The following is a 12,897-nucleotide window of genomic DNA, read 5'->3' as shown; positions in this document are numbered from 1 at the left end:
CTTCCCTCTCCACCCAAATCGCGGCCCGACGGCTCACACTGAACACTGGAACACCTGTCTCCCGTGATCGGTACGTATCTCTCGCCGGGAAGGAAACGCTCGATGTCAGCTAGCACCGAGACACACCACGCGTCCGAGGCGGCCGCCCCCACCGCACCACGGCCCCGCCCCGCCCTCGGCTCGAAGAACGGGCGCCTGCACCAGGTTCCTCACATCGCGGGACTGATCCTGGGCGTCTTCTCGGTGCTCGTGTTCCTGTGGAGCATCTCGCCGGTGCTGCGCTACTACGTGCACGTGCCGCGGGAATACGTCGACACCTACTACTTCGACGCCCCCGACACCAGCCTGTCGTGGGCTCTGGTGGTCGCGCTGCTCGCGGCGGCGCTGGCGAGCCGCAAACGGATCGCCTGGTGGCTGCTGACGATCTACCTGATTCTGTTCCTGATCTCCAACGTCGTCGTGAGCATCACGGACCGGAACGTGAATGCGATGGTCGCCGCCGTGGTGCAGGTGGTGCTGATCGGCATCCTCGTCGCGGCCCGCCCGGAGTTCTACACCCGGGTCCGGCGCGGCGCCGGCTGGAAAGCCCTCGGTGTACTGATCGCCGGACTCGCCATCGGCACCCTCCTCGGGTGGGGACTCGTCGAACTGTTCCCCGGCACCCTGCCACAGGGAGAACGCTTCCTGTGGGCGCTGAACCGCGTGACCGCGCTCGCCGCCGCCGACAACGAACAATTCACCGGGCGGCCACACGGATTCGTCAACACCCTCCTCGGCCTGTTCGGCGCGATCGCTCTGCTGGCCGCCGTCATCACCCTGTTCCGCGCCCAGCGGTCCCACAATGCCCTCACCGGCAACGACGAATCGGCGTTGCGCGGACTCCTGCTGCAGTACGGCGCGGACGACTCCCTCGGCTACTTCGCCACCCGCCGCGACAAGGCCGTCGTGTTCGCACCCAGCGGGAAGGCGGCCATCACCTACCGCGTCGAACTCGGCGTGTGCCTGGCCAGCGGCGACCCGATCGGCGACCCGGAGGCGTGGCCCCACGCGATCGAGGCGTGGCAGGCACTCGCGTCCCAATACGGTTGGGCCACCGCCGTGATGGGTGCCAGCGAAACCGGCGCCACCGCGTACAACAAGGCCGGTCTCACCGTGCTCCAACTCGGCGACGAAGCCATCCTCCGCACCCGCGAGTTCAACCTCAGCGGACGCGACATGCGGCAGGTCCGGCAAGCCGTCACCCGTGTCCGGCGCCAAGGAGTCACCGTCCGGATCCGCAGGCACCGGGACGTCCCCGCGGAGGAGATGGCCGAAACGATCCGGCTCGCGGACGCGTGGCGCGACACCGAGACCGAGCGCGGATTCTCCATGGCCCTCGGCCGACTCGGTGACCGTCTGGACGGCGACTGCCTGCTGGTGGAGGCGATCGCCGAGGACGGTGAGATCGACGGCATCCTGTCGCTGGTGCCGTGGGGGCCCACCGGTGTCTCCCTCGACCTGATGCGCCGCAAGCCGACCTCCCCCAACGGGGTGGTGGAACTGATGGTGTCCGAACTGGCCACCACCTCCGATCAATTCGGCATCACCAAGGTGTCGCTGAACTTCGCGGTGTTCCGCTCGGTCTTCGAGGAAGGCTCCCGCATCGGGGCAGGACCCATCCTGCGGATCTGGCGCTCGATCCTCGTCTTCTTCTCCCGCTGGTGGCAGCTCGAGGCGCTCTACCGGTCCAACGTGAAGTACCAGCCGGAATGGGTTCCGCGGTACCTCTGCTTCGAGGACAACCGGGAACTGCTGCGCGTCGGATTCGCGTCGGCCGTCGCGGAAGGATTCGTGACCCTGCCCCGGTTCGGCCGCTCCGGAACCCGGGACGCCCTCGAGCACACCGGCACCCACGCCGCGGTCCCCGCCGCCGTCGTCGCCGCCGAAGGGCTGCACTCCGACGGCAGCGCACCCGGCGAAGGCCTCGCACCGACGGCGACCGGACCGAAACGTCCCGAGCAGGTCCGCGTCCGGCTCGACAAGCTGGCCGGCCTCGCCGAACAGGGCATCGACCCCTACCCCGTCGCGTATCCGCCGACACACACGGTGACGGAGGCCGTGGAGTCGCCGGAGGGAACGACGGTCCGCATCGCAGGCCGGTTGCTCCGGATCCGCGACTACGGCGGGGTCGTGTTCGCGGTGGTCCGGGACTGGTCCGGCGACATCCAGATCCTCGTCGACGAGGCCCGGGTAGGCACCGACCGCATCCGGGCATTCGCCGCCGAGTTCGACCTCGGTGACCTCGTCGAGGTCGCCGGCGTCATCGGATACAGCCGCCGCGGAGCGCTGTCGCTGCTCGCGAACGAGTGGCGCATGACCGGCAAGTGCCTGCACCCCCTGCCGGACAAGTGGAAGGGCCTGTCCGACCCGGAGACCCGCGTCCGGCAGCGATACGTCGACCTCGCCATCAACTCCGACGCCCGCCGACTGCTCGAGGCCCGCAGCGCCGTCGTGAAATCGCTGCGCGATTCGCTCGGCGGCCGCGGCTTCCTCGAGGTGGAGACCCCGATCCTGCAGCAGGTACACGGCGGCGCCAACGCGGCACCGTTCCTGACCCACATCAACGCCTACAACCTGGACCTGTACCTGCGGATCGCGCCGGAGCTGTACCTCAAGCGGTTGTGCGTCGCCGGCATGGAGAAGGTGTTCGAGATCGGCCGCGTGTTCCGCAACGAGGGCGTCGATTTCAAACACAACCCGGAGTTCACGATCCTCGAGGCGTACGAGGCGCACAGCGACTACGAGAAGATGATGGTGCTGTGCCGGGAGCTCATCCAGACCGCGGCGATCGCGGCATACGGGCGCGAGATCATCATGCGCCCCGGCCCCGACGGCACACTCGTGGAGATCGACATCTCCGGCGAATGGCCCGTCAAGACGATGCACCAGGCGGTCGCCGAGAAACTCGGCGTCGACGTCTCACCCGAGACGCCGCTCGCGGAACTGCAACGGCTGTGCGACGAGCACGAGATCCCGTACCAGTCCACCTGGGACGCGGGCGCCGTGGCGCAGGAGATGTACGAGCACCTGGTGGAGGACTACACCGAGTTCCCCACCTTCTACACCAACTTCCCGACGTCGATGTCACCGCTCACCCGGCCGCACCCCACGATTCCGGGCGTCGCCGCGAAATGGGACCTCGTCGCGTGGGGTGTCGAACTCGGCACCGCGTACAGCGAACTCACCGACCCGGTCGATCAGCGGAACCGTCTCACCGAGCAGTCGATGCTCGCGGCCGGCGGCGACGAGGAGGCGATGGAACTCGACGAGGACTTCCTGCAGGCCCTCGAACACGCCATGCCCCCGACCGGTGGGCTCGGGATGGGCGTCGACCGGGTGGTCATGCTCATCACCGGCGGCAGCATCCGTGAAACACTCGCGTTCCCCCTGGCCAAGCCGAGGCAATGACCTCCCGTGGCCGGGTGGCCGTCGCGGCGCTGCTGATCCTCGGCGCCGTCGGCTACGCGTCGTGGCTGCTCGAATTCGTGCTGGACACGGGCATCGACCCGCTGCGGGGGTTCGCGAGCGAACTCGCCGCGGCGGACCAGCCGTACGGATTCTGGTTCCGGACCGGCGACCTGCTGACCGGATGCGTCGTCGCCGTGGCCGGGGTGCTGGGACTGTCGCGGTACTCGCAGGGCTGGGTGACGGCGGTCGGGTGGCTCGCGCTGATCGTGTTCGCGCTCGCGACCATCGCGGATTCGCGTCTGCCGATGAGCTGCGCGGCCACCAACGACCCCGTCTGCGCTGCGCGTGAGGCCGCCGGACACCTGCCGCTCACCCATGATCTGCACGCCGTGACCAGCGCATCCGCCTCGACGGGAGGTGTGGTGTCGAGTCTCGCGTTCCTGTTGGCCGCGTTCCGCTACCGCTGGCCGACCTGGTTGAAAATTACCGGCGCGGCCGTCGCGACGGTGTTCGTCGGGGGCACGGTCTGGACGCTGACGGCCGCGGGAGTGCGCGACGAACAGGACGCCTGGCTCGGACTCGGCCAGCGCGTCCAGCTGCTCGCGTTCTGCGGATGGCTGATCTTCGTGGCGCTCAGCGTGATTCACATCACCCCGGAAACGGATGGTTCCACGTGAAACGTCCTGGGGAAATGGTCGCGGGAGTGCACGTGGTGGTCGACGGTGAGGGCCCACCCGTCGTCCTCTACGGCGGTCTGGGCGGCAACTGGTTCGACTGGGACGAGGTGGCCGAGCTGCTGTCCGGGAGCTGCCTCGTGGTGCGGATCGATCGTCCCGGGTACGGGTTCAGTCCCCCCTCCGCCGAGAGGCCGTCCGCTCGCGGCGAGGCCGAGAGAATCGCCGACGTCCTCGACGCGCTTTCCGTGGCCACTCCGGCAGTGCTCGTCGGCCACTCGCTCGGCGGCATCTACGTCGAGGCCTTCGCCCGGCTGTACCCCGACCGAACCGGCGGTGTGATCCTGTTGGACGCCACCGTCACGGCTCATCCGCACCGTGTGATCCCGACCCGGTGGCGCGTCACGATGGGCAGACGGGTGGCCCGAACGGCCAGCAGAGTGGGGCTGCAACGCCTCCTCGGCCCCACGGTCCGCCGGATCCTGAACCACTCGACACCGCCCGACGGGGTCGCGCCGGACACTCGTCGTTGGGTCGAACGGATCTACCGCGAGCCCGCGTACCTCGAATCCTCGATCGTCGAGAACGCGTCGTACCCGGCTCTGGCCGAAGAGCTGGCCGAACTGCGCGAGACCACGACGATGCCGGCACCCGTCGTCGTGGCCGCCGCCCACACCGGACGTCCGACGCCCTGGGGATCGGCGTGGATCCGCATGCAGAGACAGTTCGCCGAGTTCCTGGGCGCCGCGTTCCGTGTCGTACGTCCCGCGCACCACCACGCCATGATCGATCAGCCCGGCCAGATCGCGGCACTGGTACGGGAGCTGGCAAGCTGATCGACGTGCAACTGCTACTGATCCGCCACGCGCTGCCCGAGCTCGTCACCGCGTCCGACGGGCGCGCGGACCCCGCACTGACCGAGGAAGGTCACGCCCAGGCCAAGCGGCTGCCTGCCGCGCTGGCCCCGTACCGCATTGCCCGGATCGTGAGCAGCCCGCAGCGGCGCGCACTCGAGACGGCTGCGCCGGTCGCCGAGGCCCTCAACCTGCCCGTCGCCGAGTACGTCGGCCTCGCGGAATACGACTACGACCTCGACCACTACATCCCGTTCCACGAGGCGGAGGCGCGGGCGCCCGAGGCGTTCGCCCGGATTCGGGCCGGCGAGTTCCCGAAGTCCGTCGACGCCGACGCGTTCCGCGCGCGGGTGTTCGAGTCCCTCGGCCGCATCGTCGACGAGTCCGGCCACGAGGACACCGTCGCCGTGTTCGCCCACGGCGGTGTCATCAACGTGTTCCTGCAGCAACTGCTGGGGCTCGACCGACCCCTCGTGTTCCCGATCGAGTACGTGTCCGTGACCCGGGTGCTCGTCTCCCGCAGCGGTGAGCGGCGAGTGGCGTCGGTCAACGAGACCGGTCACGTCAGGGACATGCTGCGTCGATAGAACCCGCGAGAACGGCGCGCACGGCGGTCGGCAGAGCGGTCGGCACGCCCGCTTCGGCGCCCGCCCGTGCGATCGTGTCGATCGCCGCCGCGGTGAATTCCGCGCTCTGCACCGGCTCGTACCGCGCGGGAGTGTCGATGCCGACCGCGAACTCCGCGAAGCTTCCGGTCATCGCCCGCAGGAACGGCGCCGCCATCGCGGCAAGTTCCCCGGCGGTGCCGCCGGCGCCGCGGACCATCGCGGCGCCCTGCTCGAACCCGGCGAACATGGCGTACATTGCGCCGAGCAGCGCGAGGTCGTACATCGCGGCGGCGCCGGCATCGTCACCGACGAACACCGCGCGACCGAACAGTTCCAGCACCGGCCGGTTCCTGTCGAACGCCTCCGCCGCGCCGCTGTAGAGCACGAACGTGTCGCCGCCGCCGATCATGTCGGGCACCGCCATGATGCCGCCGTCGACGTACTCCACTCGCGCCACGCCTGACCACCGGGCCATCGCCCGCGCCTGCTCGGGTGTGGTCGTCGTCAGGTTCACGAGCGTTCTTCCACGCAGGTCGCCGGCGACCGGCTCGATCAGCTCGTGCACCGTCTCGTCGTCGAGCACGCAGACGAGCACCAGCGGCGACGCCCGTACTGCCGCGGACACGGACTCGGCCGGGTGCGCACCGGAGTTCGTCAACGTGTCCGCTTTCTCGGGCGTGCGGTTCCACACGGTGACCGTCCGCCCAGCCCGCAGCAGCGCGGCCGCGAGAGCCCGTCCCATGGCGCCGAGCCCGAGAACCGTGACGTCGGTGCCGGTCATGCGACGCCCCGGGCGGGCTGCGCCGGCGCGACGATCGCCTCGTACACACTGCCCGAACCGTGCCCGCCGAAGCCGAGGTCGAGGGCGCGCCGGTACAGGTCCCGGACCGCCACCGGGAGTCGCGAATCGATCTGCGCGTCCTCGCTGGTGGTCGCGATGTGATCGATTCCGGCGGCCATCATGGCCAGGCTCGCCCCGACGTCGGGGTACTCCCGACGGTCGATCTCCTCGGCAGCACCGTCCAGGAAGAACGGCATCTGCGCGAGCAGGTCGGAGGCGTAGGGCAGGAACGTCTCGGCCTGCACCCCGGCAGATTTCATCAGCGCCGCCGCATGACTCGTGCCGACCAGCGTGGTCATGAACAGATCGAGCAGAGCCTGGTACCAGAGCAGGGCCAGACCCGGATCGGCGCCGACGTACTCCGGCCGCGCGAGGAGCGCGAGCGTGTCGGACCACCGGTCGAGGACTTCGCGCGGCCCGCTGTAGAAGGCGTAGGCGGTGTCGTCGCCGACCAGCGTGGCCGGAACCATGATGCCGCCGGTGAGGAATTCGGCGCCGTGCCGGACCGCCCACGCGGCCGCACGCTCGGCCTCGCGGGGAGTGCCGGAGCTGAGGTTGACGAGGACCTTGCCAGCGAGACGGTCGGCGGCGGGTTCGAGCAGGTCGTACATCGCCCGGTAGTGGGTGAGGCTGACGATCACCAGATCGGCGGCGTCGAGCGCGTCCTTTGCGGTGATCGCGCGGCGGGCGCCTGCCGCGACGGCGGCGTCGGCGCGCGACGCGGTGCGGTTGAACACCGTGACCGGCACGGCGTGATCGAGGAGTGTTCCGGCCATGGCCCGGCCCATCGGCCCGAGCCCGACGACGGTGACGGAAGGCAGTTGTGCAGGCATGATTCGCTTTCGGACGTCCGTGCCCGAGTGACCGGGCAACGCTGCGGAGCAACGCCTTCTCCAGTCTCAGCGTGCGCACTACACTCGACAAGTACCCACTTCAAAGTCAGGTACTTACCAAAAAGTCAGTGAGGAGCGTCATGCGCAGACAGCAACGTCCCTACTCCTGCGGAATCGATGCGGCGATCGACGTCATCGGCGGCAAGTGGAAGGTGCTGATCCTGTGGGCGCTCCACGCCGGCGAGCAGCGGTTCGGCGACCTCAAGCGCCTGGTCCCCGGCATCTCGGAGAAGATGCTGATCCAGCAGTTGCGCGAACTCGAAGCCGACGCCATCGTGCACCGCGAGGTCTACCACCAGGTTCCGCCGAAGGTCGAGTACTCGCTGACCGAACTCGGCGTCTCCCTCAACCGCTCCCTCGAACCGCTCGGCGCGTGGGGCGCCGAGCACATGGACCACATCGTGGCCGTCCGTGAGATCGAGGCGAACGGCGAGAGCCTCGATCCGTCGGGCCGCTAGAGCCCCGGGATCCGGGGCAGCGGAGGGAGCGGCGGCGGCGGCGGGAGGGTCGGCAGCTGAATCTGCGGCAGACCGGGAATGAAGGGGCGCGGGGCGGGAGCAGGCGCGGGAGCGGGTTCCGGCACGCTCGCCTCCTCCTCGGCCGGGCCCGGAACCGACACCGCGGCCGACGGCGGTGGCGTCGACGCCGGTGCCGGCGCGGGCGACGGAGAGACGTCCGCGTTGCTCGGCTGAGTGGCGACCGGACGTGCGTCACCGTCGGAGCTCTGCAGGTGGCTGCCACCGACGCCGAGGCCGAGACCGATCACGGCGACGACGGCCAGTGCACCGCCCGCCAGAACGCCACCGCGGATCACGGGTTTCGCGAACCTCTCGGCGCCGTTGCGGTCCGGAGTGTCCTCCTGCGCCAGCAGCGCAGCGCCCTCCGCGGCGACCAGTTCCGGCTGCGCCGGCACGATCACCGGGAGCGCGAGCCACGATTCCATCAGAGACGCGACCAGCGGAATATGCGCGCCGCCCCCGATCAGAACCACGGCGTCGGCAGCACGCCCGGACGATTCGATCACCTCGCGGGCCAGGCGCGCCGACGCCTCGACGCGGCGCACGATCAGCGAGTCGAGAATGTCCTGCGAGAGCAGGAGCAGACCGCCGTCCCCGGGTACGCAGACCGCGGTGTTGGTGGACAGCTCCTCTTTGGCGCGGCGGCAACGGGCGTCGAGCTCCGACTCCGCGACCTCGTCGGCCGGCGGCGCGATGCGCTTCTCGTCGAGCTGGTGGTCGCGGATCAACCGGTCGACGACGTCGCCGCTGATCTCGTCGGTCCGCGCCGTCCCGAGCACCGCGCCGGTGAGTCGGTCGACCACGGTGACGGTGAGGCCGGAGCTGCCGAGGTCGTAGAACACGAGCGTCGCATGGTCGCCGAGCTGTCCCGACGCCTCGAGCATCCGGAGCGCGGCCGTCACTTCCGGGACCAGCCGGCAGTCGATCGCGGCCTGCACGGCAGCTGCCTGCGCCTCGTCCCGGTACGCGACACCGAAGACCTGCACGTCGTCGACGGGGCGCTCGGCTATCACCGTTTCGATGGCATCGGCAACCACGTGTTCCGGGTGCTCGCGGGCGGCATCCACCGGAAACGTCCGGATGACGGCCCCCTCGTCGTCCGGATACGCCACGCGCACCGCGCTGGCACCCACCGATACACCGAGAACTGAAACCATGGAAAGACTATAACGGTTTGATCACGGAACGCGTGTCGGGGCCTCGCAGCCTCCGGCTTCGTTATATGTGCTCAGAGCCCGGGTATCCGGGGAAACTCCGGCATGGGGAGCGGCGCCGGCGGCGGAATCGTCGGCAGCTGAATCTGCGGCAGACCCGGAATGAGCGGAGCGGGTTCCGATGTGGTCGGCGGAGCCGACGTGTCGGACGGCACGACACTCTGACTCTCGGGGGCGGCCGGTGCCTGAGTCGAACTCTGCGCCTGCCGCTGGTACGTGGTGCGCACCTCGGTCTGCGGCGGGATCACCGGCTGCTCGTCGACCACCGACGGGGCTGCGTCCGCAGGCGGGGCCACCTCCGCGGTCGTCGTGGGCTGCGGCGGTATCACTTGCCGCGCTTCCGGCGCCTGCGTGTTCGACTGCGTGGCGGCCGGCTGCGCTTCCTCTTCCGAACCCTGCAGGAGGTCGGTGCCGACGCCGAGTCCGAGACCCACCGCGGCGACCACGGCCACGACGCTGCCGGCGAGGACGAGGCCACGACGCTTCCGGATCGGCGCCGACTTCGACTCGGGTTCCGGCTCGAACTCCGCCTCCGGCTCGAACTCCGCCTCCGGCTCGAATTCCGGCTCGAACCGGTGCTCCGGCGCCACCGCCGCGACGAACTCGTCGGACGTCGGACGCGCCAGCAGGGCCGCACCCTCGGCGGCCACCAGTTCGGGCTGTGCGGGAACGATCACCGGAAGGTCGAGCCAGGACTCCATCACGGACGTGACCAACGGAATATGCGCGCCGCCCCCGATCAGAACCGCGGCGTCGGGAAGGCGTCCCGAGCGGCGAATGACCTCGCGGGTCAGGCGCGCCGAAGTCTCCACCGGGCCCACGATGAGCGAATCGAAACTGTCCTGCGACAGGAGGAGAAGGCCGCCCTCGCCCGGCATGCACACCGCGCCGTTCGTGGACAACTGCTCCTTCGCATCGCGGCACCGCGCGGCCAGCGCGAGCGTTGCTGCCGCGTCGGCAGGGTGCGCGAAGCGGTGCAGTTCGAGTTGGTTGTCACAGATCAGCCGGTCGACGAGGTCGCCGCTGATCTGGTCCGACCGCGCACTGCTCAGCACCATGCCGGTGTCTCGGTCGACCACGGTGACGGTGAGACCCGAACTGCCGAGGTCGTAGAACACGAGTGTCGAGTGGTCGCCGAGTTCTCCGGACATCTCGAGCATCTGGAGCGCGGCCGTCACTTCGGGAACCAACTGGAAGTTGCCGATCTTCAGCCGTGCCATCGCGGCCTGCACGGCACCGGCCTGCGCCTCGTCCTGGTATGCGACACCGATGGCCTGTACTTCGTCGGTCTCGTCGCGCTCGGCGAGCACCGTCCCGATGGACTCGGCAGCGAGTTCCTCCGGCCGTTCGAGTGTTGCGGTCACCGACCGCGATTGGAAGATCGGCGTTTCGAGTGTCACGGCGTCGTGGCACGCGAAGCGCACCGCGCTGGCGCCTACCGATACACCGAGAACTGAAGTCATGCCGCCGACTATAACGGTTCGATCACGGGTCTCGCGCATGAAGCAGACCGGACGGCACGTCAGGCGCTTTTCGGCCGTACCCCCGTGACGCACATCGGGTTTCCACCCGAATCCGCGACACGCCGTTACGTGTCCTAGTGGTCGACAAACACGGCGTCGGCGTACGCCGGGGTGCGGCGGGAGCGCCGTCAGTCGGTTCCGGCGGCAACGTCGACGTGGGTGCCGAACCACTGCAGCGTTCGTGCCCAACCGTCCCGGGCGGCCGCCTCGTTGTACACGGCCGGACGGTCGTCACAGTGGAAGCCGTGTTCGGCCTCGGCGTAGCGGACGATCTCGGTGTCGACCGGGGCGTGGGCGACCGCGGCGCGCAACTCCTCGACCTCCGCGGTCGGGATCCCCTTGTCGCGGTCTCCGAACAGGCCGAGCCACGGCGTTCCGAGCTGCCCGGCGACGTCGAGTTGCGATGGATAACCGAAGCGCCCCTTCGCGACGCCGCCGCCGTAGAAACTCACCGCCGCCCCGAGGTCGAGTCGCGTCGCCGTGTGGAACGCGACCGTCCCGCCCATGCAGAATCCGACGATCGCGGTGTTCCGCCGGTCGATCGAGGCCGCCGACAGGGCCGCGACGGCCCCGTCGACGTCCTCGCCGATGTGCGCGGCGGTGAGCTCACCGATCAACGACATCGCCGACTTCATGTCGTCGTACTCCAGCACCGGATCGCCGCTCCGGTGGAACAGGTGCGGCGCGACCGCGTGGTACCCGGCGGCGGCGAAACGACGGCAGACGTCGACGATGTGCCCGGTGACGCCGAACGCCTCCTGGATGACGACGACACCGCCGCGGACGGGACCTTCGGGGGTGATGCTGGTGAGTGGAGTGGTCACGAACTACGACTCTAGGAAACCGGCTTCAGCGGGTGGATCGCCGGTGCCCCGGCGAGGTGCTCACCGAACGTCCCGAGCGCGGCCTGGAAGTGCGGCGACTTCATGTGCGCGTCGACCGCCTCCTGACCGGTCCACACCTCGACGGTGACGAAGGTTCCCGCGACGGCGGCTGATTCGAACACCTCGTACGAGATGCAGCCCTCTTCCTTGCGGCTCTCCGCGGCCAGCGCGGACAGTCCGTCGCGGACGGTGTCCTCGGAACCGGGCTTGGCAGGAATGGTCGCTACGACATGCAGATCGGACATCGACTCCCTTTCGTGGACGCCACCTCGTGTGGCCCGTCTCACGTAAGCACAGTTGGGTCGGCTAGGAAACCCGAAGTCGCGTCAAATAATCGGCGACCTGCGGTTCGTCCCAGCCGTGCGCTTCACGGAGGCCGTCCGCGATGGTCGCGAGATAGGCGGGCGCCGGTGCGTTCCGGGCGACGACGTCACCGCGGGCCCGGGTGGTGAACGTGCACATGGGGACACCGTTGTGGGATCCGAGCGTGACCAGACGGTCGTAGCAGGCGGGTTCCTGCGCGTGGATGTCCTCGAACTGCTCCTGCGTCACCAGGAATGCGCGGGCCGCGACGGAGCCGGGCGCGTCGGGATCGTAGAACGCGCGGCCGCCGCCCCAGATCCGCGACTCTCCCGCGAAGAACACCGAGCCGGGTATCACCACCGGAATCGACTCGCGCGGGGCGCTCGCGTCGCGGGCGCCCGCGTGCACGAGGTTGCCCCCGGCCGGACAACCACCACGCAGGTAGCAGGTCAGACGCGTCGTCGCCATGTTCGATCCATAGCTGACGTACCAGATCAGCACACAAACGACCGTACTCGGACAAGATGGTCACATGAGTCTTCTCGGCGAAGTCAGGGGCTGGCGCAGCGGTTCTCGGAAGCATCACCGCCTGCGGGACCTCGACGGCACCCTCGTCGTCGTCACCGGCGGCGGCAGCGGGATCGGCCGCGAGACCGCGCTGGCGTTCGCGTCCGAAGGCGCCGTCGTGGTGGTCGCCGACCGCGACCTCGAATCCGCGCAGCAGACCTCCGATCTCATCAACTCCGCCCAGATGAAGGGCGGCGGTGCGGTGGCCATCTTCGGTGGCGGCTCCCACGCGTATCAGGTGGACGTCGCGGTGGAGGAGGAGGTGCAGCGCTTCGCGGAGAAGGTGCAGGCCGAGCACGGCACCCCCGACATCGTGGTCAACAACGCCGGAATCGGATATTCGGGCACGTTCACGAAGACTCCGCAGAAGGATTTCGAGCGGGTGATGGACGTGAATTTCTGGGGTGTCGTCTACGGCTCTCGCGCCTTCTCCCAGCAGATGATCGACCGCGGAACCGGTGGGCACATCGTCAACCTGTCGTCCGCCGCGGCTTTCACGCCGCAGAAGCAACTCACCGCGTACGCGACGAGCAAGGCCGCGGTGTTCATGCTGTCGGACTGTCTCCGAGCG

13 protein-coding genes are annotated in these 12,897 nt (G+C 69.2%); 6 read left to right on the top strand and 7 right to left on the bottom strand.

The genetic code is table 11. The annotated features are described in order from the left end of the window. Nucleotides 1-102: 102 nt before the first annotated feature. Genes lysX through DTA22_RS25745 form a run of 4 tightly spaced genes read left to right on the top strand, consistent with a single transcriptional unit; the run spans nt 103 to nt 5,562 of the window. Nucleotides 103-3,447, top strand: a complete 3,345-nt coding sequence (lysX, locus tag DTA22_RS25760) for a bifunctional lysylphosphatidylglycerol synthetase/lysine--tRNA ligase LysX (RefSeq protein ID WP_112301370.1) — start codon at nt 103-105, stop codon at nt 3,445-3,447. Then, the gene (locus tag DTA22_RS25755) at nt 3,444-4,124 is read left to right on the top strand and encodes a DUF998 domain-containing protein (RefSeq protein WP_112301369.1); all 681 of its coding nucleotides are present in this window, start codon (nt 3,444-3,446) and stop codon (nt 4,122-4,124) included. Before lysX ends, DTA22_RS25755 begins: the two co-directional genes overlap by 4 nt. 14 nt (nt 4,125-4,138) lie before the next feature. Beyond that, nucleotides 4,139-4,957 (top strand): alpha/beta fold hydrolase, encoded by an 819-nt coding sequence (locus tag DTA22_RS25750; protein ID WP_112301368.1) that lies wholly within the window; start codon nt 4,139-4,141, stop codon nt 4,955-4,957. 5 nt (nt 4,958-4,962) lie between these two features. Then, nucleotides 4,963-5,562, top strand: coding sequence for a histidine phosphatase family protein (locus DTA22_RS25745; RefSeq protein ID WP_112301367.1), 600 nt, complete (start codon nt 4,963-4,965; stop codon nt 5,560-5,562). Here DTA22_RS25745 and DTA22_RS25740 read toward each other — a convergent pair. Together DTA22_RS25740 and DTA22_RS25735 are read right to left on the bottom strand one after the other, a co-directional pair. Next, the gene (locus DTA22_RS25740; protein ID WP_112301366.1) at nt 5,540-6,364 is read right to left on the bottom strand and encodes an NAD(P)-dependent oxidoreductase; all 825 of its coding nucleotides are present in this window, start codon (nt 6,362-6,364) and stop codon (nt 5,540-5,542) included. The genes DTA22_RS25745 and DTA22_RS25740 overlap by 23 nt on opposite strands. Further along, nucleotides 6,361-7,257: an NAD(P)-dependent oxidoreductase gene (locus DTA22_RS25735; RefSeq protein ID WP_245973404.1), complete on the bottom strand. Its 897-nt coding sequence runs from the start codon at nt 7,255-7,257 to the stop codon at nt 6,361-6,363. The genes DTA22_RS25740 and DTA22_RS25735 overlap by 4 nt, the downstream gene beginning before the upstream one ends. A 140-nt stretch (nt 7,258-7,397) precedes the next feature. On the opposite strand from DTA22_RS25735, the gene DTA22_RS25730 reads away from it, so the two are divergent. Further along, nucleotides 7,398-7,775 carry a winged helix-turn-helix transcriptional regulator gene (locus DTA22_RS25730; RefSeq protein WP_037240382.1) on the top strand — a complete coding sequence of 126 codons (378 nt, stop codon included), beginning with the start codon at nt 7,398-7,400 and terminating at the stop codon, nt 7,773-7,775. Here DTA22_RS25730 and DTA22_RS25725 read toward each other — a convergent pair. The 5 genes from DTA22_RS25725 to DTA22_RS25705 form a co-directional block, all read right to left on the bottom strand. After that, a complete protein-coding gene (locus DTA22_RS25725; RefSeq protein WP_112301364.1) occupies nt 7,772-8,992 on the bottom strand; it encodes an Hsp70 family protein in 1,221 nt (406 codons plus the stop codon). The two genes, DTA22_RS25730 and DTA22_RS25725, sit on opposite strands and share 4 nt — an antisense overlap. Nucleotides 8,993-9,063: 71 nt before the next feature. Beyond that, a complete protein-coding gene (locus DTA22_RS25720; protein WP_174233866.1) occupies nt 9,064-10,512 on the bottom strand; it encodes an Hsp70 family protein in 1,449 nt (482 codons plus the stop codon). 188 nt (nt 10,513-10,700) lie between these two features. Further along, nucleotides 10,701-11,396 carry a dienelactone hydrolase family protein gene (locus tag DTA22_RS25715; protein ID WP_112301363.1) on the bottom strand — a complete coding sequence of 232 codons (696 nt, stop codon included), beginning with the start codon at nt 11,394-11,396 and terminating at the stop codon, nt 10,701-10,703. Nucleotides 11,397-11,407: 11 nt separating this feature from the next. After that, complete coding sequence (locus tag DTA22_RS25710; RefSeq protein WP_005249047.1) at nt 11,408-11,701, bottom strand: putative quinol monooxygenase; 294 nt, start codon at nt 11,699-11,701, stop codon at nt 11,408-11,410. A gap of 61 nt (nt 11,702-11,762) precedes the next feature. Beyond that, nucleotides 11,763-12,260: a hypothetical protein gene (locus DTA22_RS25705; protein WP_112301362.1), complete on the bottom strand. Its 498-nt coding sequence runs from the start codon at nt 12,258-12,260 to the stop codon at nt 11,763-11,765. Nucleotides 12,261-12,291: 31 nt separating this feature from the next. Between DTA22_RS25705 and DTA22_RS25700 the strand changes: the two genes are divergently transcribed. Further along, the coding region (locus DTA22_RS25700) for an SDR family NAD(P)-dependent oxidoreductase (protein ID WP_146777797.1) at nt 12,292-12,897 on the top strand (606 nt) is incomplete at its 3' end.

Source organism: Rhodococcus wratislaviensis, from assembly GCF_900455735.1.
Lineage (GTDB): Bacteria > Actinomycetota > Actinomycetes > Mycobacteriales > Mycobacteriaceae > Rhodococcus_F > Rhodococcus_F wratislaviensis.
The sequence above is the reverse complement of the archived record's forward strand: the minus strand, read 5'-3'. Positions and strand labels throughout refer to the sequence as shown.